The following is a 23,410-nucleotide window of genomic DNA, read 5'->3' as shown; positions in this document are numbered from 1 at the left end:
ATCTACAATTTTTTTTTGTTCGTAAAAGTTTCATTGGTTAAAAATGCGTTTTTTATCTTTGAAAATTTAAGCCTCATTTATGACAGCCCCAGAATTTTTTAAACTTCTAATTAAATCTTTTTCTCATTCCCCTAACTTAAAACAAGAAAGTGCCCTCCAAAAATTAAGCCATTTTCTTGTTTCAAAAGATAAAGAATTAATGTTTGTACTAAAGGGGTATGCAGGTACAGGAAAAACAAGTTTAATTGGTACTTTAGTCAAAAGCTTATGGCATATCAATTCTACTCCTATCCTTATGGCCCCAACGGGAAGAGCGGCCAAGGTTATGGGTAATTATTCAAATTACCCAGCACAAACCATTCATCGCAAAATTTATTACCCCAAAAAATCGAGTGGAGGTAAAATAAGTTTTACATTACAAAAAAATAAGCATAAGAACGCGGTTTTTATTGTAGATGAAGCCAGTATGATATCTGACTCAACTTTTGATAAGAAAGGGCTTTTGGACGCTTCGCTGCTTGATGATTTAATTGAATATGTTTATAATGGTCGAAATTGTAAGCTACTATTTATTGGAGATACCGCACAGCTTCCGCCAATACATCATAACCTTAGTCCGGCATTAGATGCCGAAACACTCTCTAAACAATACGATAAGACGGTAGATGAAATAGAATTGACTCAAGTGATGCGCCAAGAAGAACTTTCTCTTATTCTTGAGAATGCAACCGCTATACGAGAGCAAATAAAAGATGGTGATTTTGCTAATTTCCAGTTTAGTAAAACAGGAAGTGATTTTATTCGCTTGGTAGATGGTTATGAGATTATGGACGCAATTAATGCGTCATATGATAATAAGGGGCACGAAGAAACTGCTATTGTAGTAATGTCTAATAAAAGAGCTAACATTTACAATGAGCAAATTAGGTCTCGAATTTTATTCCGCGAAAGCGAAATTGCTGCAGGAGATTTTTTAATGGTGGTAAAAAACAATTACTTCTGGATCAAACCAACTTCTGAAGCAGGCTTTATAGCCAATGGTGATATAATTGAAATTCTTGAGATTTTTGCCGTCAAAGAATTGTATGGTTTTCGATTTGCCGAAGTTAAGGTGCAGATGGTTGACTACCCTAAAATGAAGCCGTTTGAAACCGTCATTATGTTGGATACCTTGCAAATTAATGCAGCTTCTTTACCCTACGAGCAGGCTAATTTATTGTATAATGAAGTGATGAAAGATTATGCCGGTGAGACTGTAAAATACAAGAAGTTTCTTAAAGTTAAAAACAATCCTTATTTTAATGCTTTACAAGTAAAATTTAGTTATGCTATGACTTGTCATAAAGCACAAGGAGGGCAGTGGGATACGGTTTTTATTGAACAGCCTTTTATTAGAGACCAAATAGATAAAGAATACTTAAGGTGGTTATACACCGCTTGTACGCGTGCCAAAAAGCAAGTTTATCTTATTGGCTTTAAAAATAGTTTCTTTACGGATTAAATGCGTAAATTTCGGCAAAAATAGTTGTAATATGAAAGTAATTGCGATGATTCCGGCACGCTATGATGCCAGCCGTTTTCCAGGTAAATTAATGCAAGATCTTTGTGGGGCTAGTGTTATTTTACGTACCTATCAAGCTACTTGCAATACCAATCTTTTTGATGATGTGATTGTGGTAACCGATAGTGATATTATTTTTAATGAGATCACAACAAATGGAGGTAAAGCATTCAAGAGTATCAAAGATCATGCTTGTGGAAGCGATAGAATTGCTGAGGCGGTGGCACATATAGACGCCGATATTGTTGTGAACGTACAAGGAGATGAACCTTTTACCTCCGGTACCATTCTAGCGTCACTTCTTGAGGTTTTTAAAAAAGATGCAAAACAAGAAATAGATTTAGCATCTTTAATGACACCGCTGCACGATAAACAAGATATTGAAAATCCAAACAATGTAAAGGTGATTGTAGACAGAGATCAAAAAGCGCTTTATTTTTCTCGATCTGTTATTCCATTTGTTAGAGATGAAGATAAAAAGATCACGCATTACAAGCATATTGGGATATATGCTTTTAGAAAACAAGCCTTACTCGATTTTGCTAATCTACCTATGCTAGATTTAGAAGCTGCAGAAAAAATTGAATGTCTTAGGTACTTAGAATACGGTAAAACTATAAAAATGGTAGTTACCGACCAGCCTGTAATTGGTATTGATATACCAGAAGATCTTGAAAAGGCAAGAAAAAAATGGGCTAACTAATTTTTTACTTTTTAGTTATAGGGATAAGGTAGCTTAAAGTATAACCGTAACCAACCCCTATGGCACTATTAGCGTTTACGCGATTAAACCCTGGGATATAGAGATTTCCAAAACCATCTGGTTTTTTTTGATTAAGCATTACTTTTAATTGAAGGTGTATGCCAAGAAAAAGATTGTTAAAAAGTTCGGCTTTTGCACCACCCTGAATTTCAAACCAATGCGCTGAAAGACCTTTAAATTCACGGTTAACAGTTCTTAAGTCTCTGGGAAAAAATAGATTGGTATTGTATATTTCAAAGGCTTCTAGATGCTGATTAAAATTGGCATAGCCATATCTAAAACCTGCATAAATTTCATTTTGCATATTAGCCCAGTTTTCGTAAGCATTATAGTTTACTCCTAGCTTAAGGTATTGCCCCTGCGTATCTCCATATAGGTAATCTTCGTCATATTTCTTTTTGTCCCTTCCTATTTCCCCAGCCAAATATAATTTTTCGGTAATTCTGTAATCAGCAGCAATTTCAATTCCTTCGAAATCATTATCTAAAAAACTACGGGTTAAATTAGCCAAATCAACGCCAACACGTAAACCATATTTATTTTGGGTTTTAATAGCGCTTAGTGAGTCAGATTCTTGTGAAAATCCGTACAAACTAAAAAAACAATAATTAATGATAAATATAAAGGTGAGTTTCTTGTTCATTTAGAATGTTGTTGGGTTGTATAACTTCAAAATTTTTTATCCAATTTTCATCTTGATTTTCTTGCGTTAAAAATGCTTCTAATTCATAAAAGACTACTTTAAAACCGCAAGCTCTATTCACATATTCTTCTACTGGCGCGTAGGTGAATTGTAAGCTATCAGCATTAGCGTTATCAATCCCCTCGGGATTGGCGGGAATATCTTTTTTAAAGATAAACTTTGTGTTGTTTTGCCTGGTTTGAAGTGGAATTTTAATAATTGAGTCAGTTACAGGTGAATCAAATAAAGGGTTCACACTTAATTGGTCATAAACTTGAAGCCGATTAACTGTCTTGGCTTCAATAGGGTTTTCGATGTCTAAAAATTTAATGACTAATAAAGGTGTAGTAGGGGTAGCGCCAGAGCAAATATCATCTTTTTGACATCCGTAAAAACTGATTATTGCCAAAAATAAAATACCTATAATTGATCTATTTCTCATCGTAATTCAAGTTGTACAACGTTTTCAACGTGATGGGTTTGAGGAAACATATCTACTGCTTGTGTTTTTGTTACCTGGTATAGCGCATCTAGCATTTGTAAATCTCGAGCTTGAGTGGCCGCATTACAGCTTACATACACAATACGCTTGGGTTTTATATTAATAATTTGCTCAACCACATCTTTATGCATACCCTCTCTAGGCGGATCGGTAATTATAACATCGGGTGTTCCATTTTGTGCAATAAAGTCTTTTGTAAAGACTTTACGCATATCGCCTACAAAAAAATCGGTATTTTTTATATTGTTATTTTTGGCATTCGCCTTGGCATCTTCGATGGCTTCGGGAACCACTTCAACGCCAACAACTTTTTTAGCTTCTTTAGCAACAAACTGTGCAATAGTACCTGTACCGGTATATAAATCATAAACCAATTCATTTCCCGTTAACTCAGCAAAATTACGTGTTATTTTATAGAGTTCATAGGCTTGGGCAGAGTTGGTTTGGTAAAAAGATTTTGCTGTAATCTTAAACTGCAAGCCTTCCATTGCCTCGATAATATAATCTCGTCCAGCAAAGCACAATACCTCTTGATCATAAATAGTGTCATTTCCTTTTTCATTAATGACATATAAAAGCGAGGTGATTTCAGGAAAATTATCTTTTAAATAGCCTAAAATTAAATTTATTTTCTCTTCATCTTTATAGAAAAATTGTACCAAAACCATGACTTCCCCTGTAGAGGAGGTTCTAATCATTAAAGTGCGTAGAAGGCCCTCCTGCTTACGCGGATTAAAAAAGCTAACGTCCTGCTCGCTGGCAAAACCTTTAATACCATTCCTGATAGCATTACTAGGGTCTTGTTGAAGATGACATTTTTTAATGTCTAGAATTTTATCCCACATACCAGGAATATGAAAACCAAGCGCATTTCTATCTTCAATTTCTTTTTGGCTATTTATTTCATCTAAGGTCAACCAGCGGCTGTCACTAAACGAAAACTCCATTTTATTTCGATAGAAATATTGCTTTTCGCTTCCTAAGATAGGAATAACCTCTAGTGGATTAACCTTACCAATACGGGTAAGCTGATTAATTACCTCATTTTCTTTAAAATGCAATTGAGATTCATAATTCATATGCTGCCATTTACAACCTCCGCAAGTGCCAAAATGTTGACACTCTGGTTCGGTTCTTCTGTCAGATAATTTTGCGAATTCAGTTGCTTTAGCGAAATAATAGGCTTTTCTTTTCTTGTAAGTGCGTACTGTTGCGATATCGCCAGGAACAGCGTTATCTATAAAAATAACTTTACCATCGGGTGCTTTGGCAACTGCTTTACCTTTTGCTCCTGCCTCGGTAACCGCTACATTTTCAAATATCTTGTTTTTATTTCTTCTGGCCATAGCTCAAAAATACTAAGTTTTGTGATGAAGAGGTTTAGATTATCCTAAACATTTAGTATTTTGCAAACATATCAAAAAAATGGGTGATTTCTCCCCAATAAGCAGGAATCAAATTTAGTTTAAGAAAGAAAAAAGAAAAAAGCATGTCAGTTGTAACAATTAAATCATCTCAACAAGCAATTGAGTTAGAAGAAAAACACGGTGCCCATAATTATCATCCATTACCTGCCGTATTAAAGAAAGGTGAAGGAGTTTTTATGTGGGATGTAGAAGATAAAAAATATTATGACTTTTTATCGGCCTACTCAGCCGTAAACCAAGGTCATTGTCACCCAAAAATTATTGGGGCTATGACTAAACAAGCTGAAACTTTAACGCTTACTTCTCGTGCATTTCACAATGATGTACTTGGTAAATATGAGAAATTTGCTACAGAATACTTTGGCTTTGATAAGTTACTGCCAATGAATACAGGTGCAGAAGCGGTTGAAACTGCTATTAAAATTTGTAGAAAATGGGCTTATGAAAAGAAAGGAATTCATGAAAATGAAGCGCAAATAATTGTAGCTGAAAATAATTTTCACGGTAGAACAACAACGGTAATTTCCTTTAGTAATGATGAGGGGGCACGCAAAAATTTTGGGCCCTACACACCTGGTTTTTTAAAGGTGGGTTATGATAATTTAGAACAACTAGAAGAGGCACTAAAAAATACACCTAACGTAGCCGGTTTTTTGGTCGAGCCTATACAAGGTGAAGCTGGGGTGTTTGTTCCAAGCGAAGACTATTTAAGTGAGGCGCGAAAACTATGTAAAAAGTATGGTGTATTATTCATCGCCGACGAAATACAAACTGGTATTGCTAGAACGGGTTCTTTATTAGCTGTATGTGGTAATTGTACTTGCCAGAATAAATGTGAGCAGCAATCTGAAACTTATGTAAGACCAGATATTTTAATTTTAGGAAAAGCCTTGTCGGGTGGAGTGTATCCTGTTTCTGCTGTTTTAGCCGATAATGAAATTATGGACGTTATTCAGCCGGGGCAACACGGTTCTACCTTTGGAGGAAACCCTGTGGCATGTGAAACTGCTATTGCGGCACTTGAAGTGGTGTATGATGAAAATTTAATTCAAAATGCACGCGAACTTGGAAATTATTTTAGAGCAGAAATGAATAAATATATTGCCAACTCTAAAGTAGTTAAGCTGGTAAGAGGTAAAGGTCTTTTAAATGCAATTGTAATTAACGATATAGAAGAAAGCAGTACGGCTTGGAATATCTGTGTTGATTTAAAAGAAAACGGCTTGCTAGCAAAGCCTACACACGGAAATATTATTCGTTTTGCTCCGCCTTTAGTTATTACCAAAGAGCAATTGGATGAGTGTATAGCTATTATTACTAAAACATTATCTAAGTTTGAAGACCAAGTATAAAGAGTAATTATATGAGGAATAAAAAAGGGTGTTGTTTAAACACCCTTTTTTATTTGCCTCTTAACTATCGATATTTCTAAGTTTCTTTAACTTGGCTTCCCAAGTTCCTAATTCTTGTTTTTTTCTTTCTATGTTTTTTAAAACTTCTTTAACCAAAGGATTGCTTTCATCTGCATTGGAGAAGAACTGCATATTGTTTTCTAGTTGTATGATCTCTTGGTCGGTCTCTTCAATACGTTTTCTTATAAAAAACTCTTCTTTTCTCAATTTATCTGCACCATCAGCTTGATCTAGAGATTGTAATTTATTCTCGTACTTTAAAAGCTCCGATTCTCGCTTAGAGATATCTAATTGTTTAAATAGTTGATCTAGGGCTTTATTGAATTTACCTTCAATGTATTTCATTTTAAAAGGTACGTGGCCTAAATCTTTCCAGATATTAATTTGCTCTTTAATAAGCTTAAGAGCTTCTTGGTGATCTTGAGGAAGAGTTAAGTTTTTTACCTTTTCAAGTAACTCTTTTTTCTTTTCAAAAGCCTGCATTTCATCTTTATTTTCTTCATTTTGCTTTTCGTGAAGCCTATTGAAATAATGGTTGCATGCTTTTTTAAATCTTTTCCAGATTTTATCACTATCTTTTCTAGGTACGTGTCCTATTTTTTTCCACTCACTTTGAATGCGTTTCATTATGGGAGTGGTTATTTTAAACTCTAAATTATCTTTATTTTCTTCGGCAATTTGTACCAGTTCAAGTTTTTTGCTTAAATTCTCATATTGTTCTTTTTTCAAGTTCTTATAGAAAGCATTTTTCTTTCTATTAAAAGACCTTACGTTTTCCTTAAAACGTTTCCAGCTTTCTTCTGCATTTTTTTTTGGTACCTTACCAGCTTTAAAAAACTCATTGCGCAAAGATTCAATTTTTCTTATGTTGGCTTGCGCTTGTTTATGAGAGGTGATTTCTTCTTGAGCAATATTTTTTATACTGTCAATTATTTCATTCTTTTTTTCAAGATTTTTCTCACGTGCCTTGTCTAGTTCTTCAAAATAAGCTTGCCTGTTTTCGTGAATTTTTTTTGTGGCTGCACTAAACCTTTCCCAAATATCTTCTCGATATTCTTTGGCAACAGGCCCTACTTCTTCTTTCCACATTTTATGTAACATTTGTAGCTCTCTAAACGCTCTATTAATGTTAGTCTCTTGGGTGAGTTCTTCCGCTCTAGCGATCATTTTTAACTTTTGATCTAAGTTGTGCTTAAAGTCTAGATCTCTAAACTCACGGTCTAAATGTAAAAAATCATAAAACACCTCAACGTGATGGTGGTAGGTTCTCCAAATATCTTTATAATCTTCTCTAGGTACTGGCCCTGCTTTTTTCCAACGCTCTTGTAATTGTTTGAATGTTGCGAAACTATTATTCATATCGGCACTGTCGCCAATCATTCCCTTTAGCTCTTCGATAATGGCCAAGCGCTCTTTAAGATTTTGATTTAAGTTTTTCTTTAACTCTTCATAATGCTTGTTGCGTTGTTCTTTATACTTAAAGTAGACCTCGTTAAATCGTTTTTTAGTAGGACTTGAATAATGAAAATCTATAATATTACCGCCTTCTTCTAAGAAATCTTCCTTTTTCTGCTCCATTTCTTCATCAAATTTACTATCAAATTCTAATTTGATTTCTTGAACGTGGTCGCGTATTGTTTGAATTTTCTCAGATTTTAAAAGCTCATCCAGCTCCATAACTAACTCATTCATAGTCATGGCGTGATAGTCTTTCATTTCAATATCGTGGCGTTTTTGTAAATCTTCATCTTCATTCTCTTCGGCCAAAGTTTCATCTAACTCATCATGTATTTTATCTGAATCTTGTTCTGGTTCTGAATTATGGTCTGATGTAGCACTGGCTTTAGTCTGAGCGTCAGTCGCTTGCTTCTCCATTTCTTCTGTATCGCTCCCAGGTGCTGGCATGTTTTGCTGAACATCCTTAGATTTTTCTATGTTTTCTTGATTTTCAGTACTTTCTCGTTTTGCTTCTTTATCAGACATATTTTTCAATGTTTAGGTTCATAAATAATGTGGAAAGATACTATTAAAGGCTTGTTTCTGCAAAAAAAATATAATTTTAAACGGCTTAGAGTAATAACTTTTAGCAACTTAAAAAACGAGCAGATCTACTAAAGTATTATTTATTCTTGCCAAATAGTCCAAGATCGATTTGCTTGATGAAACAGCATCGCTTGGCCATTAGCAATTTTTGCTCCTCTTATTTTCCCTTTTGCAAGAAACTCAGTTAATGTAGGGTTGTATACTAAATCGTATAAGAGATGAGTTTTACTTAAGGCATCATAGGGTATTTTGGGAGATTGTTTAATATCTGGATAAGTACCTAGTGGAGTTGCATTAATTATAAGTTTATGATCAGTAATATCATTTTCGTTTAAATCTTCATAATTCAATTGACCTTCTTTAGGCGATCTACTTACAAACTTATATTCAATCCCCATAGCTTCAAGAGTATAGGCTACTGCTTTTGAGGCGCCTCCTGTACCTAATATTAATGCTCGACTGTGATTGCTTTCTAAAATAGGGAATAAGGCTTTCATAAACCCAAAAGCATCTGTGTTGTAACCAATCTTTTTTTGATCAATTATTTTTACGGTATTCACCGCTTTAATTTTGGCAGCTTCATCAGATAATTCATCTAAATAAGGAATAATACTTTCTTTAAAAGGTATGGTAACATTAAATCCGTCAAGGTTATTTTTTGCTAATACAGTGGGCAACTCATCTATCTCGTTTAACTCGAAATTATCATAGGTCCCATCAAAGTTTTCTTGGACAAATTTATCTTGAAAAAAAGTTTTAGATTTTGAATACCCAATATCCTTACCAATTAATCCGTATTTTTTCATTATTTTAAATTTTTTGTATTTGCACCGTAGAGACCTAATCCGTAAACTAAAATTACACCTAAAAAAATAAAAGCCACAGCAATATAATTTTGAGTGTCTTGAAAATCAGGTAAGTATCTGTTGTAATTATCAATGATAAAATTTCCATTTGCATCTATTAACCGTTGCCCTTGCATATCTATTTTATAGACTTTTTCTTTCCATGGCCAAACAACGCCTAAAGATCCCGTTATAAAGCCTATAATGGTGGCGAAGGTAATGTTTTTATAGTGTTTGAGAACATAACCAAGCAGGTGAGAGAGAGAGACCAACCCAACCAAGGAGCCAGCGGTAAAACTGGTTAGAATTTTTAATAAATGTACGCGTTTTTGATCTTTAAGAAAACCTAAATTTAACGATGCTAGATCTTTTAAAGTGTCAAAGAGCGCATTTACAGAGTCAACCAAGAGCAATACATAATTGCCTACTAGTATTAAGATAAATGACCCCGAAAGTCCGGGTAAGGTCATTCCTGAAACCCCAATAACGCCACAAAAAAAGACAAACCATAGGTTGTCATTCTCAGTGGCCGGTTCTAACAGACTTATACCACCACCCACTAATAATCCTAAAATTATAAAAAGCACGTGGCGGAGAGATTTAACTTTGAAATCTTTTGCTATGTAAAAAATTGAACCGATTATCATGCCAAAAAAGCCAGACCACACATATAACTCATAGTGAAGTAAGAAGTAATCTAATAGTTTGGAAACTGAAAAATAACTAATAACCATTCCTAAGACCAGTAAACCTAAAAACGATGCGTTTACATAATTTAGAAAACTTTTATACCGCTTCTTGTAAAGTAAGAGTAGCGCCTTTCGATTGAATTTTTGAAGCGAATAGATAAATTCTTCATAAAAACCTGCTACAAAAGCAACAATACCACCAGAGACCCCGGGTACTTTGTTGGCTGCACCCATAGCCAATCCTTTTAAAACTAAAAAGACCTTATCTTTAAAACTTCGCTTATTTTGCATTATTGGTTTGTTTTTTAGCGGCTTTTCTTTCTAAAAACAAGATACTAAAAAATCCAAGAAGCATAAACAATATGCAACTCCATGTTTGTGGCTCACCCTTAAAGTTATCTGGTAGTACAGATTGTTCTGCTAAAACGATTGTTTTCTCTCTAATTGTTATTGAATCAATGGTGTTTTTCCAAGGCCAAATTTTGTTTAATGAACCTGCGATGAAACCAGTTAGCAATGCTAAAGTTAAATTTTTATAATGATTAAAAAGCCATTTTAGTACTCTTGAAAAGCTTAGTAATCCCATTATAGCCCCTAGGGCTACCGCTAATATTCGTTTGAAATCAAAATCGTGAACTGCCTGCGTGATGGTTTGATAGCTACCTAATAATACTAAAATAAAAGCACCACTTATTCCAGGTAAAATCATGGCGCAAACGGCAAAAGCTCCCGATATAAACAAAAACCAATAACTAGTGTTTTGGGTAGCAGGTGGCAAAATGGTTATTCCGTATGCAATACAAGCCCCTATAATTAAGGTTGTTAGGGTAGCACCTCGCCAATTTTTTATTTCTTTTCCCACCAATAGTATACTCGCTAGAACCAAGCCGAAGAAGAATGACCACACAAGTAGTGGCTCCGTCTTTAACAAGTAATTTGCCAGACGCATAAAGCTAAAAACGCTAACTAAAATTCCTGTTAAGAGGGCTAGAAGAAATCCACCATTTAATTTTTTCCAAAAAGACCAAAAACCTTCCGTTTTCCACACTTGAAAAAGTCTTAAATTAACATTGGAAATACTAGAAACAAGTTCTTCATAAATTCCAGTGATAAATGCAATTGTACCTCCAGAGACACCGGGTATTGTATCTGCAATTCCCATAGCGATTCCCTTAAGACTGATTTTAAGGTAGTCTTTAGTGTTTCTACTCATAATTTAGTGTTTACTGTGATAAAAGCTTGGAATTGCTTATTGATACGATTTAATAATTTCTTGAATACTTGGTCTGTCAAATATCGTTTTAAATAATGGATATACTACAGGGAGATATTCTTTGTTAACTTCAAGGGCCTTCACGAGGTATTTATAACCTAAGGTTCCTTTATTGTTTACAAAATAAAGCGCAGCTAACCTATAAATTACCTCCTCGGTTTCAGGATAAAATTCTGCTGCTTTTTTAATTACGCTTAAAGCGGATGCTGTCTCGCCAATTTCAATTAAGACATCGGCGTGAGAAACCCAAGTTTCTAATTCGTAATTGCCTAATTCTATACTCTGTTTATATCCTTTTTCAGCCTCCTCTAAAAAATTTAGCTTCTGATTGATTTTTGCATAAAGTTTCCAATATCGCACATTTTCTTGATCAATTTCGATGGCTTTATCTATAAAATACAGGGCTTTGCGATAGTTTTTTTGCCTAAAGAAAAAATCAGTAATAGCCAGCCAAGCTTTATCGAGTAAAGGATCTTCGGTAGTGGCTTTTTGTAAATAATGAAGTGCAACATCTAGAATTTCAAGTTTTTCATAACATTTCCCTATGCGTAAATAAGCGTAGGCAGAAGGGTCTTCTAATTCTAAAGTAATCTGGTAATTTTTTATTGCTTCTTGAATTCTATTCATTTTTTCAAGTACCTTGCCCTTTTCAAAGTAGGCCCCCATAAAATATTCATCGGCCAGTAAAGCATAATCAAATGCTTGCAAAGCTTTCTCTAAATTATCTTCTTTCTTATAAGCCTTTCCCAATTGGTGCCAGGCTACTTCGCAATACGGATTTTTATCTAAGTAGTTTAATAAGAATTCAATGGCTTGTTTATTCTCACCTAAAACATCAAAACAATAAATTACATTATGCAAAGAGGCATAATCTTCGGGATCATCTTTTAGACAAGCCATATAATGTAATTTAGCATTATCAAAGTCTTCTTCAAACATATACTCCATAGCTAAAAGAGCGTGAATATCTGAAGAATCTTTTGATAATTTTAGTGCTTTTTTTAGTAGTTGTATCGCTGTTTTATGATCATCTCTTTTAGAATAAATATTGGCTTTTTGAATATAAATCTCCTCATTAGAAGGCTCAATTTGTTCTAGTTTATTTAAAATTTGATTGGCGTCACCCAATTTATTCTCCATAATACTTACCTCTACCTTAAACAATAAAAGTTGTATAGATTGTGGGTGTTGGTCAAGCCCTAAACGAATAGCTTTTTTAGCTAAAGAAAGCTTACCCAAGTCAAGGTAATGATGAATAATATTTTCAAATTCAATAGAGTCAAAAAACAAAATATCATTTGTTTTAAGCATCGACTCAAATCGATTGATAGAGAAATTAGGTTCTTCGTTATGATTCAAAAACATAGGTCAAAGCTTGTTAAGCATAAAGTTAAGTCCAAAAAATAATAAAATAAAGGCTTTTAAGCTATTCTTGTTAACAAAGTAATTAACAAATCTTATACCAGATCGTCTAAAATATCCAAGATAATCTTACAACCTTTTTCAATTTCTTGATGATTAATTGTAAGTGGAGGAGTTATTCGTACGGCGCGTTTTTCGAATAAAAGCCAAAATAAAATTAGCTTTTCTTTTTGTGCCCTTAAAATCAATTCATTAGCTGTATTTTCATCTTTCATTATCAATGCTAACATGAGTCCGGTGCCTCGCACTTCTTGTATTAATTCGTGTTGCAACAGTGACTTAAAATGCTTTTCTTTTTCTAAAATTGTTTTAAGAAATTCTGGTTTTTCTACAATTTTTAAAGTAGCTAAAGATGCTGCTGCTATAAGCGGATTACCGCCGAAAGTAGTTATATGGCCCATTTTTGGATTGTCGCTAAGTAAATTGATCAATTTGCGTTGCGCAACAAATGCGCCAACGGGTAGGCCGCCAGCCATACCTTTCCCGATTACTAAAATATCGGGTACAACACCATACTTTTGAAAAGCAAATAAAAATCCTGTTCTTCCAAATCCTGGTTGTATTTCATCTAAAATCAATAAAGCGCCAACTTCTTCACAACGACTTTTAACTTCTTTTAGGTAATTGTTCGTGGGTTCTATAATTCCTGCTCCTCCCTGAATGGTTTCCAATATAACCGCAGCTGTATTGGAAGATATTTGATTAAGTTGATCGGTTTTATTAAACGCAATATGCTTAATTTCTGGAATTAGTGGGTAAAATGGTGCCTTTCGCTCTTCAAAATCCATTAAACTTAGTGCGCCCATAGTATTGCCGTGATAAGCGTTTTTGGCTGCGATGATTTCTTCTCGTCCGGTCGCTCTTCGCGCCAATTTAATAGCGCCTTCTATGGCTTCTGTACCACTGTTTACCAAATAGGTTGAAGCTTGCGGAATAGGTAATAATTGTGCTAAATGTTTGGTGTAATTTACAGCGGGTTTTTGGGCATATTCTCCATAAACCATCACGTGTAAATATTTATCTGCTTGTATTTTTATGGCTTCTATAACTTTGGGGTGACAATGACCAACACTACACGCAGAAACTCCAGCAACAAAATCTAGATGAGCCTCATTATTGGTGGTGTAAATGTAGCTGCCTTTGGCATGGCTTATTTCTAATCCAAGTGGGTGCGGAGTGGTTTGAGCTTGATATTTTAGAAAATCTAAATTCACTTATATAACAATTATAATATAGTTAATTCTCTTCAGGTTTAGTTTCGTAAATCATTTGATCCTCCTCACGAGGGGTGAGCAATTCTTTATTCAATCGGGAACTTTCATGAATTTTTTCCTGCTTATCTGTGTCTTTTCCTTTATTGAAGAAATTTGGCTCTTCATTAGATGGTAAAGGTATTCCTTCTATTTTGGTTAGGGTAGGAGTAGGTTTTCCTCTAAAAAGGTCGTTTTTAGACTCTAAACGCTCATTTCCCCGCCAATTAAACCCTTTAAGTTTACGGGCATTTTTTGGTAAATCCTCTTCTCTGTAGAGGATTTGTTTCGGGTTTTTGTAATAATAAATCTTGGCAATTTCTTGGTCTTCAAATTCTATCTTAATTGAAGAAGAAATCACTGTATTTATCCCGATGAGTTGTTGTTTATCATCTCTACTGTAAAATATGGTTTCTGTGTTTTTGATAAAGTTAATTTCTTTTAGTTCATCCTTTTCAAATAATCCGAACATTTCTTTTCCCTTGACTTGATTAAATCCGCCAAGGCTATCTTTTTGAATCATAAAAGCGTTATAAAAGACTTTTAAACTATCGAGTTTGTTGGTTTTTGGATGGTTGAGTAGGTGAATGGTATCTCCAGTTAATTGATTTTCACCAGAAAACACAACTGGTTTTCCCAAAAGTTTTGAAATACCTAATTGCTCATTTACAACAATAGAATCACATTTCCCGTTCATATCCTTTTTATAAAAACGAGTATCTCGAAATCCGCGAATAAGTCGCTGTTTAGTAGGCCCGGTAATCATTAAGGTGTCACTATGTACAAACAAAGTGTCGTTTTCTTGTTTTATCGCACCCAATGCTCTTTTTGTTATAAAAACGGAGTCTTTTTCGCGGTACACCTCTGCATAATGCCCCGTGAGTATAGAGTGATTAATGGTATCTGTCACCCGAATGTTATTAGTAGCCGAAGCAAAATTTTTACTTCGGTTAAAATAAATGCTGTCTCCCTCTAATTTTCTATTTTTATAATTTACGGTAGAATTTTTTACAAAATAGCCTTCATCACTCTGGGTATCATAAAAACCACGCTCACAATAAATTTGGGTTTCTTTTCCAGTAATGGTAGAAGGACCATACAAATAGGCATGTTTGCTTTGCGTAAAGTAGTTTAGTTGACTAGAATTAATGGTGTATTCTGGATGATTAACCAGAACATCGTGCAAAAAGCTTAATTTTTCTTGCTCTAGAAAATACCGACCTACTTTACTTGTTATGGTAGTTGCGGAATCCCTCACAGTTCCTCCACTTCTATAAAAAACTTGTTGTACATCACGTTTAAAAAATAACGTATCTGTTGTGAGTCTGCTGGTTTTTGTTTTTAGATTAACTTGATTGCTGGCAAATGCAAATTGTGTCTCCCCGTCATACTCGGCGTATTTACTAGTTAAAGTAATGGAATCGCCTTGCTTCATCTTTACATTCCCTAGCGCTTTAAAAAACTGATCTTTTTCATAGAAAATGGCCTGATCACACCAAACATTAATTCCTTCGTGAGTGAAAAACACCTGATTGTCTACTTTACTAAAGAGAAGGGCACCGGGGTATTTATCCTCATCGGTTATGGTTCTATCGCTGGTATAATCAATTTTGTTTTCTTGCGCATAGCCAATGGTAATGCACGCAAATAAAATTAAAAAAAGAGATGAATTTTTCAAGCTTTAAAGTGTTTCAAAAATTTTCTATTGGCAAAAAACGCTCCAATTTTTATTTGAAGCGTTTTTTATTTCTTAGCGTATAATAGTCTGTTTTCTATCTGGTCCTACCGAAACAATTTTAATAGGGACTTGTATAAAATCTTCAATATACTCGATATACCTTTTAAAATTATCGGGAAAATCATCCTCCTTATTTTTTTGAGTTAAATCTTCTTTCCAGCCTGGTAAAGTTTCATAAATTGGTTCAAGACTTTCATCTTCAATGGTATAGGGGAAATGTTGAATTTTTTCACCTTGATACGTATAAGCGGTACAAATTTTTAGTTCCTCAAACCCACTCAAAACATCGCCCTTCATCATCATAAGTTGGGTAACCCCATTAACTTGTACGGCATATTTTAAAGCTATTAAATCTAACCAACCACATCTTCTTGGGCGACCAGTAGTAGCTCCAAATTCCCTACCTACTTTTGCCATTTTTTCTCCATTTTCATCAAATAATTCTGTGGGAAAAGGGCCACTACCAACACGGGTGGTATAGGCTTTAAAAATACCCATAACTTCTTGAATTTTGTTTGGAGCCACGCCTAGACCAGTGCAAGCACCAGCAGCAGTTGTATTGCTTGAGGTGACAAATGGATAGGTGCCAAAGTCAATATCTAATAGAGAACCTTGAGCACCTTCGGCCAAGATAGTTTTACCAGATTGTTGAGCTTGATAAATATATTCTTCAGAATCGATGAACTGCAGTTCTTTTAGTCGTTCTACGGCTGTAAAAAATTCGGTTTCTAGCTCTTCTAAATTATATTGAATGTCCACATCATAAAACGAAATCATCGCTTCGTGCTTATCGGCCAATTGTCTATATTTTTCTTTCCAGTTATTGAGTTCTAAATCTCCTATACGTAAACCGTTTCTCCCGGTTTTATCCATATAAGTTGGTCCAATTCCTTTTAGGGTAGAACCAATTTTAGCCTTACCCTTGGCGGTTTCTGAAGCCGCGTCAAGCAAACGATGTGTTGGCAATATGATATGTGCTTTTCTTGAAATCAATAAACTTTTTTTAAGATCAAGATCAAATTGATTTAAATTGTCAAGCTCTTTTTTGAAAATTACAGGGTCAATCACTACACCGTTACCCACTAAATTTATAGTATTGGGGTGAAATATACCAGAAGGTATAGTGTGTAATACGTGCTTAATACCATCAAACTCTAAAGTATGCCCTGCATTTGGCCCACCTTGAAAGCGAGCAATGATATCATAATTTGAGGTAAGTACGTCAACAATTTTTCCTTTACCTTCATCTCCCCATTGGAGTCCTAATAGCAAGTCTACTGCCATAAAATATGTTATTTAGGTGTTTTTTTTGTTCCGTAGAAATAGAGTGAATGGTTATTTATCTCTATATCAAAAACTTCTTCTATTGTTTGTTTAATTGATTGTATTCGTGGATCGCAAAACTCAATCACTTCACCGGTATCGGTGAGTATTACATGATCATGTTGTTTGTCAAAATATGATTTTTCGTATTGAGCCTGATTTTTTCCAAATTGATGCTTTCTAACCAGTCCGCATTCCAATAAAAGCTCTATTGTGTTATATAGCGTAGCTCTACTTACCCGATAATTCTTATTCTTCATGGTAATGTACAGCGATTCGATATCAAAATGATCTTCACTTGCATATATTTCTTGAAGAATAGCAAAACGCTCGGGGGTTTTACGGTGCTTCTTTTCTTCTAAATACTTAGTAAAGACATTTTTTACAATGGCTTGATGATTTTCTTTTGACTGATTTGCTTCCATAATTAAAAATGCAAATTTAAGCTTTTATTCACGGGTAACTTTGTTTATTCCCTTAATTTTTTTCAAACGTTCCATCAACTTCTTTAAAATGGTTTTGTTTTTCACGATAACAGTAATTTTTCCTTCAAAAACCGAGTGGTTACTTTTAAAGCTGATCTCTTGCATATTAACGTGAAGGTTGTTTGATATTTCCTTAGTGATGTGACTCACTAACCCCAAATCATCTAAACCGGTTAACTTTATTACAGCTTTAAATTCTTCTTGAGTAGAGTCTATCCATTTCGCACTTATAATACGGTAAGCGTAATTACTTTGTAATTGGATGGCGTTAGGGCAATCTTTTTTATGAACCTTTATCCCTTCTGTGGTGGTCAAAAATCCGAAAACATCATCACCAGGTATTGGGTTACAGCAGTTAGCTAAATTATATGGTAACTTGTCATTTTCTTTTCCAAAGACCAACAGGTCATACTGCGTTGTAATTTCTTCTTTGTGTATATCATCTGGTATACTGGGTTTTCTAATTTTATTTTTAAAATAATTTACAAAAGCATTACTACGAGAGGCACTAAATTCTTTAAGCGCCACGTTATCAATGGTGCCAATTCCTACACGGTAAAATAAATCTAAGCTGGTTTTTATTTTAAAATACCGAACCAATTGGGTGATTGTTTGTTCGTTAAAGGGAATTTTTAGAGATCTTAGTTTTCTTTTTAAGATGGCCTTTCCGTTTTCGGCTAGTATTTTTCTATCTTCTTTTAAAGCCGATTTTATTTTAGATCGAGCTCTTGCCGTTGTGGCATAGTCGAGCCAATTTTTATTGGGTTTTATGGTTTCTGATGTAATTATTTCTACTTGATCTCCGCTTTTTAAAACGTGACTTAAGGGGACTAATTTACCATTAACTTTGGCTCCTCGAGTTTTTAAACCAACATCGGTATGAATACTAAAAGCAAAATCAAGTGGTGAAGCTCCCTTTGGTAAAGACTTAATTTCACCTTGAGGGGTGAAAACAAAAATTTCCTTCGAGTATAAATTTAACTTAAATTGTTCGACAAAATCTACCGCATTACCTTCGCTATTTTCTAAGGCCTCTTGTAATTTATTGAGCCATTGTTCAAGATTTTCATCTTCTTGCTCGGCACCATGTTTGTATTTGTAATGAGCAGCATATCCTTTTTCGGCAATTTCATTCATTCGTTCGCTGCGAATTTGTACTTCTACCCAACGGCCCTTTGGTCCCATTACGGTAATATGCAGTGCTTCATAACCTGTTGATTTTGGCGAAGAAATCCAGTCGCGTAATCGAGTGGGATTAGGTCTAAAAAAATCAGTGACTATAGAATATATTTTCCAAGCCAAAAACTTTTCTTGATCTGGGGTGCTGCTATATATTATTCGAATGGCAAATTTGTCGTAAATCTCTTCGAAGGCTATATTTTGTTTGATGATTTTCTTGCGAATTGAAAAAATAGATTTGGGTCTACCTTTTATTTCAAATTCAATTGCTTCTTTTTCTAAGGCATTAGAAATAATGTTTGAAAATTCTTGAATGTACAGATCTTGGTCTTCTTTACTCTCTTTCATTTTATCAAGTATTTCTTGATAAACTTCTGGTTCGGTGTATTTTAGACTTAAATCTTCTAATTCGGTTTTGATGTTATAGAGGCCTATTCGATGTGCTAAGGGTGCATAAATATACAAGGTCTCTGATGCTATTTTTATTTGTTTATCATCGCGCATCGACTCCATTGTCTGCATATTATGCAGCCTGTCTGCAATTTTAATGATGATTACCCGAATGTCATCATTTAGCGTAAGCAGCATTTTTCTAAAATTCTCCGCTTGTAAAGAGATGTCTTTTTCGGGCTTCAGGTTGGTGATTTTAGTAAGACCCTCAACAATTTTGGCTACTACATCGCCAAACATCTCAGCAATATCCTCTTTAGTGTAAGCTGTATCTTCAACAACATCGTGCAATAAAGCTGCTGCAATTGAAGTGGCATCTAAGCCAATCTCTGATGCTACTATTTTCGCAACCGCAATGGGATGAAAAATATAGGCTTCGCCAGACTTTCTTCGTTGCTCTTTATGTGCATCTACCGCAACATCGAAAGCTTTACGGATGAGTTTTTTGTCCTCTTCACTTAACTGCCGGTAACTTATACGCAATAGCTCTTTATATTCTTGGGCTATCTTCTTGTTTTCTAATTCTAATTCTTGTTCACTTATCATATATCTAAGATACTAAAAGTCTATGATTTTTCTAAATTATTAATTCGTTGTAAAAGGCTTGGGTGAGAATAATACATAAATACGTAGTAGGGATGGGGCGTTAAATTGCTAAAACTGTTGCTGGATAATTTTTTTAATGCCGATATTAAAGGCTGTGCCCCGTAAGTTTGTTGAGCATATTCATCGGCTTGATACTCAAATTTTCTACTTAACATATTCATCAATAAACCGGTTACCACAGAAATTGGCGTGTAAAGAATACCAAAGGCAATAAGACCAACGTGAAAACTAGGCTGGCGAACACCAAGCGCTTCAGACAACAATGGGTTCCCTATAAATAAGGAAAACAACCACAGTGTGAGTCCTGTAGTAATTAATGAAATTAAAAGGTTAAATAAAATATGTTTTTTTTTATAATGTCCCACTTCGTGGGCTAAAACCGCTACTATTTCTTCTTCGTTTAAATCGTGTACAAGGGTGTCGTACAAGGTAATTCTTTTTTCTTTACCTAAACCAGAAAAATAGGCATTGGCCTTTGTACTTCTTTTAGAGCCATCAATGATGAAAATTTTTGTCAAAACAAAACCTACCTGCTTGGCGTAGCTTTCAATTTTATCACGCAAGGTACCCGGCTCTAGCGGCGTTTGTTTGTTGAATAAAGGCACAATAAGTTTACTGTAAAACATATTAAGAAAAATAGAGAAAATACCAATCGAAATCCAAGCATAAATCCAAAAATGGTCTTCGGTAATTTGATACAGTTTTATAACCAAGGCGAGCATACCCCCACCAAAGATAGCGGCTAATAGCCAAGCTTTAAGCTTATCTAATACAAAGGTTTTTTTTGAGGTTTTATTAAATCCGTAACGTTCTTCAATGGTGAAGGTACTATAATAGGTAAAAGGAGTAGTTAAAATATCGTTTGTTAGCAGCATTACGCCAAAAAATATAAGCGCCACAATTGTAGGATGATCACTAAAATTTCTAGCAAAATTATCAATAAAAGCAAATCCATCTAAGAAGAAAAAGGCTAAGGTAATTAGCAGCGAGAAACTTGCGGTAAGTACACCAAATTTATAGCGTGTTTTTTTATATGCTTGAGAACTTGAATAAGCTTTCTCATCATAAATGTCTTGTAGTTTAGGAGGTAATTTATCTTCAAAATGCTTAGCGTTTAGAGCACCTAATAGTTGATCGAACGCAAAATGAAGAATCAAAATACCAATGAGTAAATAAAACAAAATAGTTGGGCTCATAAAGAAAACATATTATTTACGTTGCAATATATTTAGTAATAGAGGAATAACCAAGATTTGCTTAGATGGGTTTTATGATAATTATCAACCAAAGCATTAACATTTACATCTTTCATACATAAAAACTATTCCAAATTAAGGGTGTTTAGCAATATTTTTTAAAAATCTCTGCTTGGTCTGGCTTTAAACTTTAACCTCTATTTACCTCTGATTGTTTTCAAATTAAAATTTAGAAATGTGTTTTATCGTTCAGCTTCTAAAACAAAACATAGGTAAAGGTTTTGAGAGAACATTGCCGAATGCTGGAGGTTAATTAGTTAGGAAAATAGTCGCATTGGCAGTCTTTTAAAGCCGATTTTTAAGTTGTTTTCTATTCATGAATTTCATTGTATTTGAATAAGACTTAAGCGAAGTATTATTTGGCTTAAAGCGGATAGTTATTTGAAGTTGCGCTGGCGCTTGGCCTCATAAATTAAAATTCCGGCTGCGACCGATACATTCATAGAGTCAATTTTTCCTAGCATGGGAATATGAATATTTTTTGTGGCGGCTTTTCGCCAAGTTTCACTTAAGCCTTTGTCTTCTGTTCCTACAACCAAAGCCGTTGAGTTTGTGAAACTTTGATTGGTATAGATTGCTGAGTCTTGCAAGATAGCTGTATAAATAGCAATATCGTTTTTTTTTAAATAGCTTATAATCTCTGAAGTAGATCCACTGGCAATCTGATTGGTAAATACACAACCTACACTTGACCGAATGATATTGGGGTTGTAAATATCGGTTTTAGGGTTAGCTATACAAACGGCATCTACATTGGCGGCATCGGCGGTACGTAATAATGCACCGATGTTCCCTGGTTTTTCAGGCGCTTCGGCAATCAACAACAACGGGTTATCACTTTTAAATTTTAAATCTGCTAAAAGGTGTGGCTTAGAAGCAGCTACGGCAATTAGTCCTTCTGTGCTTCCGCGATAAGCAATCTTTTTGTATACCGCTAAGCTGATTTCAATTTTTTCAAGTGCCTCAAATTTTAAACTTAGATCTGTGTCACTTCCAAGTATTTCATTGCAATAATACAGCTCTAACAACTGGTAACCAGCTTCTAGGGCGAGCTCAATCTCGCGAGCACCTTCAATAATAAACTTTTGTTCTCTAAGCCTTACTCTTGACTTTTCTTGTAGCTGGATTAAATGCTTGATACTTTTGTTTTGTGTGCTGGCTATACTTTTATGATTCATGAGTAGGACTTAAACTATTTTTTGTATTTCTTGCTATAACGTTCATATAGCTTGGTTTGATGAGTTTTTAAACTTACTGCCCGACCATCTATAAAGGCGTGTGTTAGTTTGTTTCCCCGCATATCTAAGGCATCACCTTCGCTAATAAACAAAGTAGCCGATTTGCCTACTTCTAGTGATCCATAATGGTTATGAATACCTAAAATTTGAGCATTATTATGAGTTATGAGTTGTAGTGCTTGTTCTTTTGAGAGACCATAAGCGGCACAAGTACCAGCATAAAACGGAAGGTTTCTGGCATTCATTCGCTCCATATCGCCGCTTGGCTCTAGTCCGACGAGAAGCCCGGCTTGCGTTAATTGAGTAGCCAATTTAAAAGGGGCATCATAATCTTCATCGTCTTTTCTTGGTAAACTGTGCGGGCGATTAACTAATACTGGAATTTTTGCATTTTTAAGTTCGCTGGCATAAATTAAAGCTTCATATCCACCTACCAATACGATTTTTGGAATTTGTAAATTTGTTTTAAATTGAAGTATATCAGCAATTTGCTGTTTTGTGTTGGCGTGAATGTATAAGGTTTTATTTCCGCTAAACACCGGTTTAACTGCCTCAAAAGCAATACTTTTTGTGCCAATCTCTTTAGATCTATAGCTTTTTGCCTGCTCGAGGTAAACTGTAAGTTTATTTACTTCTTTGGTGTAATTTTCTAAATCTTGTTTAATTTTTTTCTTTTTATCTAGGTGGCTCATTCTCTTATAAATAGATGGCCAATTAAGATGGATACCGTGGTCCTTGTTTATATAGGCGTCTTCCCAGTTCCAAGCATCGAGTTGAACCACAGAAGATGTTCCCGATATTCGTCCGCCTCTAGGAGTAATTTCGGCAATAAGAACCCCATTTGGCCGCATAGATTCAACCACCTTACTTTCGGTATTGTATGCGATTAAACTACGTATATGAGGTAAAAAACTACCGGTTTCATTTTCATCTTTAGAAGCTTTTACCGCATCAATTTCTACCAATCCTAGAGTGCTGTTAGGTACTATAAAACCTGGGTAAATATGTTGGTTATTGGCTTTAATAATTTGTGTATTGGGTTTTAGTGGGTGATTTTCATTCGCCTTACCGATATATTCAATCTTACCATTATTAAAGTCTATGCGTGAATTTTTAATAACCTCGCCTTTACCGGTGTGTAATGTTGCACCTTGTATGCTAATAGCGCTTTCTTGTATTGCTCCTGGGGTTTGTTGCGCATTTACATTTAAAGCAAAAAACAACAAAATTAATAGTAGAGTAGTGGGATATAAGGATTTCATAGTT

General features: G+C 34.7%; 19 protein-coding genes. 3 read left to right on the top strand and 16 right to left on the bottom strand.

Going from position 1 to position 23,410, the window contains the following annotated elements; genetic code table 11:
- The first annotated feature begins 79 nt into the window (after nt 1-79).
- The gene (locus ACFSQ0_RS04525) at nt 80-1,501 is read left to right on the top strand and encodes an ATP-dependent DNA helicase (protein ID WP_379044759.1); all 1,422 of its coding nucleotides are present in this window, start codon (nt 80-82) and stop codon (nt 1,499-1,501) included.
- A 31-nt stretch (nt 1,502-1,532) separates the two neighbouring features.
- Nucleotides 1,533-2,264 (top strand): 3-deoxy-manno-octulosonate cytidylyltransferase, encoded by a 732-nt coding sequence (kdsB, locus tag ACFSQ0_RS04520; protein ID WP_379044756.1) that lies wholly within the window; start codon nt 1,533-1,535, stop codon nt 2,262-2,264.
- 4 nt (nt 2,265-2,268) lie between these two features.
- Here the strand turns inward: kdsB and ACFSQ0_RS04515 are convergent, their stop codons facing one another.
- The 3 genes from ACFSQ0_RS04515 to rlmD are packed head-to-tail and all read right to left on the bottom strand — an operon-like array spanning nt 2,269 to nt 4,854.
- Nucleotides 2,269-2,967, bottom strand: a complete 699-nt coding sequence (locus tag ACFSQ0_RS04515) for a DUF6048 family protein (RefSeq protein WP_379044753.1) — start codon at nt 2,965-2,967, stop codon at nt 2,269-2,271.
- Nucleotides 2,933-3,448, bottom strand: a complete 516-nt coding sequence (locus ACFSQ0_RS04510) for a DUF6452 family protein (protein ID WP_379044750.1) — start codon at nt 3,446-3,448, stop codon at nt 2,933-2,935. Before ACFSQ0_RS04510 ends, ACFSQ0_RS04515 begins: the two co-directional genes overlap by 35 nt.
- Nucleotides 3,445-4,854 (bottom strand): 23S rRNA (uracil(1939)-C(5))-methyltransferase RlmD, encoded by a 1,410-nt coding sequence (gene rlmD / locus ACFSQ0_RS04505; protein WP_379044747.1) that lies wholly within the window; start codon nt 4,852-4,854, stop codon nt 3,445-3,447. Before rlmD ends, ACFSQ0_RS04510 begins: the two co-directional genes overlap by 4 nt.
- A gap of 143 nt (nt 4,855-4,997) precedes the next feature.
- Between rlmD and rocD the strand changes: the two genes are divergently transcribed.
- The gene (gene rocD / locus ACFSQ0_RS04500) at nt 4,998-6,287 is read left to right on the top strand and encodes an ornithine--oxo-acid transaminase (RefSeq protein ID WP_379044744.1); all 1,290 of its coding nucleotides are present in this window, start codon (nt 4,998-5,000) and stop codon (nt 6,285-6,287) included.
- A 60-nt stretch (nt 6,288-6,347) separates the two neighbouring features.
- Here the strand turns inward: rocD and ACFSQ0_RS04495 are convergent, their stop codons facing one another.
- From ACFSQ0_RS04495 to ACFSQ0_RS04435, 13 genes are all read right to left on the bottom strand, one after another.
- Nucleotides 6,348-8,330 carry a DUF349 domain-containing protein gene (locus tag ACFSQ0_RS04495; RefSeq protein ID WP_379044741.1) on the bottom strand — a complete coding sequence of 661 codons (1,983 nt, stop codon included), beginning with the start codon at nt 8,328-8,330 and terminating at the stop codon, nt 6,348-6,350.
- A gap of 140 nt (nt 8,331-8,470) precedes the next feature.
- On the bottom strand, nt 8,471-9,196 hold the full coding sequence (locus ACFSQ0_RS04490; RefSeq protein ID WP_379044738.1) for a shikimate dehydrogenase family protein: 726 nt from the start codon (nt 9,194-9,196) through the stop codon (nt 8,471-8,473).
- A complete protein-coding gene (locus tag ACFSQ0_RS04485) occupies nt 9,196-10,215 on the bottom strand; it encodes a DUF368 domain-containing protein (RefSeq protein WP_379044735.1) in 1,020 nt (339 codons plus the stop codon). Before ACFSQ0_RS04485 ends, ACFSQ0_RS04490 begins: the two co-directional genes overlap by 1 nt.
- A complete protein-coding gene (locus ACFSQ0_RS04480; protein ID WP_379044732.1) occupies nt 10,205-11,137 on the bottom strand; it encodes a DUF368 domain-containing protein in 933 nt (310 codons plus the stop codon). The genes ACFSQ0_RS04485 and ACFSQ0_RS04480 overlap by 11 nt, the downstream gene beginning before the upstream one ends.
- Before the next feature lie 36 nt (nt 11,138-11,173).
- Nucleotides 11,174-12,562: a tetratricopeptide repeat protein gene (locus ACFSQ0_RS04475; RefSeq protein WP_379044729.1), complete on the bottom strand. Its 1,389-nt coding sequence runs from the start codon at nt 12,560-12,562 to the stop codon at nt 11,174-11,176.
- A gap of 92 nt (nt 12,563-12,654) precedes the next feature.
- On the bottom strand, nt 12,655-13,833 hold the full coding sequence (locus ACFSQ0_RS04470; RefSeq protein ID WP_379044726.1) for an aspartate aminotransferase family protein: 1,179 nt from the start codon (nt 13,831-13,833) through the stop codon (nt 12,655-12,657).
- A 22-nt stretch (nt 13,834-13,855) separates the two neighbouring features.
- Nucleotides 13,856-15,547, bottom strand: coding sequence for an OstA-like protein (locus ACFSQ0_RS04465; RefSeq protein WP_379044723.1), 1,692 nt, complete (start codon nt 15,545-15,547; stop codon nt 13,856-13,858).
- 72 nt (nt 15,548-15,619) lie between these two features.
- Nucleotides 15,620-16,891 carry an adenylosuccinate synthase gene (locus tag ACFSQ0_RS04460; RefSeq protein ID WP_379044720.1) on the bottom strand — a complete coding sequence of 424 codons (1,272 nt, stop codon included), beginning with the start codon at nt 16,889-16,891 and terminating at the stop codon, nt 15,620-15,622.
- Between the two features lie 8 nt (nt 16,892-16,899).
- Nucleotides 16,900-17,355: a Fur family transcriptional regulator gene (locus tag ACFSQ0_RS04455; RefSeq protein WP_147862575.1), complete on the bottom strand. Its 456-nt coding sequence runs from the start codon at nt 17,353-17,355 to the stop codon at nt 16,900-16,902.
- 24 nt (nt 17,356-17,379) lie between these two features.
- Entirely contained in the window at nt 17,380-19,590 is a 2,211-nt protein-coding gene (locus tag ACFSQ0_RS04450; RefSeq protein WP_379044717.1) for a RelA/SpoT family protein, read from the bottom strand.
- A gap of 20 nt (nt 19,591-19,610) precedes the next feature.
- Nucleotides 19,611-20,846, bottom strand: a complete 1,236-nt coding sequence (locus ACFSQ0_RS04445; protein WP_379044714.1) for a M48 family metallopeptidase — start codon at nt 20,844-20,846, stop codon at nt 19,611-19,613.
- 437 nt (nt 20,847-21,283) lie between these two features.
- Nucleotides 21,284-22,084 (bottom strand): TrmH family RNA methyltransferase, encoded by an 801-nt coding sequence (locus tag ACFSQ0_RS04440; protein ID WP_379044711.1) that lies wholly within the window; start codon nt 22,082-22,084, stop codon nt 21,284-21,286.
- A 14-nt stretch (nt 22,085-22,098) separates the two neighbouring features.
- On the bottom strand, nt 22,099-23,406 hold the full coding sequence (locus tag ACFSQ0_RS04435) for an amidohydrolase family protein (protein WP_379044708.1): 1,308 nt from the start codon (nt 23,404-23,406) through the stop codon (nt 22,099-22,101).
- Between the last annotated feature and the right edge of the window lie 4 nt (nt 23,407-23,410).

Origin of the sequence: Mesonia sediminis (assembly GCF_042684705.1) — a bacterium.
In the GTDB taxonomy this organism is placed as follows: Bacteria; Bacteroidota; Bacteroidia; order Flavobacteriales; family Flavobacteriaceae; genus Mesonia; species Mesonia sediminis.
The sequence above is the reverse complement of the archived record's forward strand: the minus strand, read 5'-3'. Positions and strand labels throughout refer to the sequence as shown.